A 3,563-nucleotide genomic window follows, 5' to 3' on the forward strand; every position below is an offset into this window, starting at 1 on the left:
GCCTTCGATACCGCTGCGCGTGATCATCGCTTCGCCGCGCACCGTCTGCGCGCGAACCGTAAGCGCCACACCCTTGAGCGGCTGGCCTTCAAAGCGGTCGCGGAACACATCGGACCAGGCAACCGTGAAGCCGGAATTGGCCGGCCGCAGCTTTGAGACAGCGATGCCTTTTGCCGCGACAAGATCGACCCAGCCACCGTCCGACCCAAGCCGCGGCCAGCTTGCGCCGCCGAGTGCGAGCACGGTCGCGTCTGCGGCGATGGCAACTGTGCCGTTGGGTGTTTCAAAGACCAGTCGCCGTTCCCCGTCCCAGCCGATCCAGCGATGACGAAAGGCAAAGCGCACGCCAGAGGCATCGAGCCGCCGCAGCCAGGCGCGCAGCAAGGGCGAGGCCTTGAACGCTTTTGGAAACACCCGCCCGCTGCTGCCGACGAAGGTTGGCTCCCCCAGTGCCTCGCTCCAGGCGCGCAGCGCGTCGGGTGATAAGGCTTCGACCGCCGCTTGGAGCTTCGGCGCCGCCTCGCGATAGCGCGGCATGAACTGCGGCAGCGGCTCGCTGTGGGTGAGATTGAGCCCGCCCCGGCCTGCCATCAGGAATTTGCGGCCAGCGGACGGCATCGCGTCGTAAACGGTGACGCGCGCCCCGCCCTGCGCCAGCACCTCCGCCGCCATGAGGCCAGCGGGGCCGGCGCCGATGATGGCGACGTGGGATTCGGATGCGATCATGGCGGGAGTTTAGGCCAGATTCTAGCGCCTAGCTCGTCATTCCGGGGCGCGCCTTCTTGGGCGCGAACCGGAATCCATTAGACGGCGGATTCTGTGGCACGATGGATTCCGGGTTCGCGCTACGCGCGCCCCGGAATGACAACTCAGAGCTTGATGCCCGCCCTCGCTGCGGCCTGCGCCACGTATTTCTGCGTCTGCTCGAATGCGCCCTGCAAGGCCTTCGCCTTCGACATGTCGCTGATCTCGGCGAAATGCGCGGCGACCGCGTCCGGCGTCCATTCGGACTCCGGCAGGTTGATGCCCTCGCTCTCGACGATCTTGATCACCGCAAACGAGCCGGCGCCGGCGCCCATGATGGTGCGGGTGGGCGCGTCCTCGCTCAGCATGTACTCGACGGCCGGCGTGATCGCGTTCGGCCTCATCAGCTGCAGCGCCTGCGGCGGCAGCAGCTCTTCGGTCATGCGGGTCGCCGCGGTCGGCGAGATGATGTTGACGCGGATGTCGCTCTTGCGGCCTTCCTCGGCCAGCACGTTCATCAGGCCGACCATGCCGGACTTCGCCGCGCCGTAATTGGCCTGGCCGAAATTGCCGTAGAGGCCGGAGGACGAGGTGGTGAGCACGATGCGGCCGTAGTTGCGGTCGCGCATGCCGGCCCAGGCCGCCTTGCAGCAGTAGAAGGTGCCGACGAGGTGCACGTCGAGCACCTTCTGGAAATCGGCCGCCTMCATCTTGCCGAACGACTTGTCGCGCAAAATGCCGGCATTGGCGCACAAGAGGTCGACGCTGCCCCACTCCTTGGTGGCACGCTCGACCATCGCGGTGACCTGCTCGAAATTGGAGACGTCGGCGCCGTCGGCCATCGCGGTGCCGCCGGCCTTGCGGATCTCCTCGACCACGGTCTCCGCGGGCGACAGCGAGCCGCCGGTGCCGTCGCGCGCGCCGCCGAAATCGTTGACCACGACCTTGGCGCCGCGGCTCGCCAGCCCCAGCGCGTGCGCCCGTCCGAGACCATTGCCCGCGCCGGTGACGATGGCGACGCGTCCGTCGAACCTGATTGCCATGAGTGCGTTTCCCAAATGTTGGATCGTCGTGGCCGGGCTTGACCCGGCCATCCATCAAAATCGAAAAGCTTTTGACCAGCGATGGATGGCCGGGTCAAGCCCGGCAATGACGAGCCCGCTCAGGCGAAATAGATCAACCCCAGCCACTCGGCGACCAGCGCGGGCTTGTCCTCGCCCTCGATCTCGACCGTCACGTGGGTGCGCGACTGCAACTCGTTCGGCTTGCGCAGCTTGGCTTCGGCCAGCGCAAACCTGCCACGGACGCGCTTTCCCGAACGCACCGGCGAGATGAAGCGCAGCTTGTCGAAGCCGTAATTGACGCCCATCGTGGTGCCGGCGATGACCGGCATGACTTCATAAGACATGATCGACAGCAGCGACATCGTCAGGAAACCGTGCGCGATGGTGGTGCCGAAGGCGGTTTCTCTTTTCGCGCGCTCGGGATCGACGTGGATGAACTGGTGGTCCTCGATCACGTCGGCATAGGTGTCGATGCGCGGCTGGTCGACCAGGTGCCACGACGACACGCCGACCTCCTTGCCGACCATGGCTTGGTAGGCGTCCAGCGTAATCGGCGGCTTCTTCCAGACTTCGTTCATTGCTAGCTCCAGATCGCGTCATTCCGGGGCGATGCGCAGCATCGAGCCCGGAATCCATTGTGCCACAGAGTTTGTTGCCGAATGGATTCCGGGTTCGCGCTCCGCGCGCCCCGGAATGACCAAGGTACCCACTTAACTTTCACCCCTGGCTTTCGGCAGCTCCAGGAAATCCTCTTCCCGGAATTCGCGGCCGCGCAGGGAATCATCGCGGTCGTCGTCGCGCTCCAACCGGCGCAGCTGCACGCGGCGGATTTTTCCGGAGATCGTCTTCGGCAGCTCGGTGACGATCTCGATGCGGCGGATGCGCTTGAACGGCGCAAGCCGCGTGTGCAGATGCTGGAAGATGGACAGCGCGGTCTCCGGCGAGCGCTCCGCGCCCGAGATCAGCAGCACGAAGGCCTTGGGGATCGCGAGCCGGATCGGATCAGGGCTCGGCACCACGGCGGCCTCGGCGACGAGCTCGTGCTCGAGCAAGACACTCTCGAGCTCGAACGGGCTGATGCGATAGTCGGAGGATTTGAAGACGTCGTCGGAGCGGCCGACGAAGGTGAGATAACCGTCCTCGTCTTCGAACACGACATCGCCGCTGCGATAGAGCTCGCCTTCCGCGCCCGACACTGCGCCGGCGTCGTCCTGATAGCCCTGCATCAGGCCGGCGGGACGCTCAGTGCCGAGCACCAGCGTCACCTCGCCCTCCTTCGCGGGATTGCCGTCGGCGTCGCTGACCTGCACGCGATAGCCCGGCAGCGGCCGTCCCATCGAGCCGACCTTGATCTTTTGCCCGGGCGAGTTGCCCGCGAGCGCCGTGGTCTCGGTCTGGCCGTAGCCGTCGCGGATGGTGAGCCCCCAGGCCGCCTGCACCTGGTCGATCACCTCCGGATTAAGCGGCTCGCCGGCGCCGCAGACCTCACGCAACGTGACCTTGAACGACGCCAGGTTCTCCTGGATGAAGAGCCGCCACACCGTCGGCGGCGCGCACAGCGTGGTGACGCCGCAGCGGCCGATGGTGGCGAGCAAGCCCTTGGCATCGAAGCGCGGCTGGTTGACCACGAACACCGTGGCGCCCGCATTCCAGGGCGCGAAGAAGCAGCTCCAGGCGTGCTTGGCCCAGCCGGGCGAGGAAATGTTGAGGTGGACGTCGCCCGGCTTCAGCCCGACCCAGTACATGGTGGAGAGA

General features: G+C 66.1%; 4 protein-coding genes. All 4 read right to left on the bottom strand.

Annotated features, from left to right (window positions below; all coding sequences use genetic code 11):
- The coding region (locus tag ACXJL8_RS36600; protein WP_456686581.1) for a TIGR03862 family flavoprotein at nt 1-726 on the bottom strand (726 nt) is incomplete at its 3' end.
- A gap of 143 nt (nt 727-869) precedes the next feature.
- Entirely contained in the window at nt 870-1,787 is a 918-nt protein-coding gene (locus tag ACXJL8_RS36605; RefSeq protein WP_456686582.1) for an SDR family NAD(P)-dependent oxidoreductase, read from the bottom strand.
- Nucleotides 1,788-1,906: 119 nt separating this feature from the next.
- Nucleotides 1,907-2,386: a MaoC family dehydratase gene (locus ACXJL8_RS36610; protein WP_456618671.1), complete on the bottom strand. Its 480-nt coding sequence runs from the start codon at nt 2,384-2,386 to the stop codon at nt 1,907-1,909.
- A gap of 132 nt (nt 2,387-2,518) precedes the next feature.
- Nucleotides 2,519-3,563, bottom strand: a 1,045-nt coding sequence (locus tag ACXJL8_RS36615) for an AMP-binding protein (RefSeq protein ID WP_456686583.1), incomplete at its 5' end; no start/stop codon positions are given.

It is taken from the genome of Bradyrhizobium sp. P5_C11_2 (assembly GCF_054049755.1).

What these genes read in the sequence shown, in the direction of transcription:
- ACXJL8_RS36610 (WP_456618671.1), bottom strand. Translation starts at nt 2,386, where the DNA reads ATGAACGAAGTCTGGAAGAAGCCGCCGATTACGCTGGACGCCTACCAA.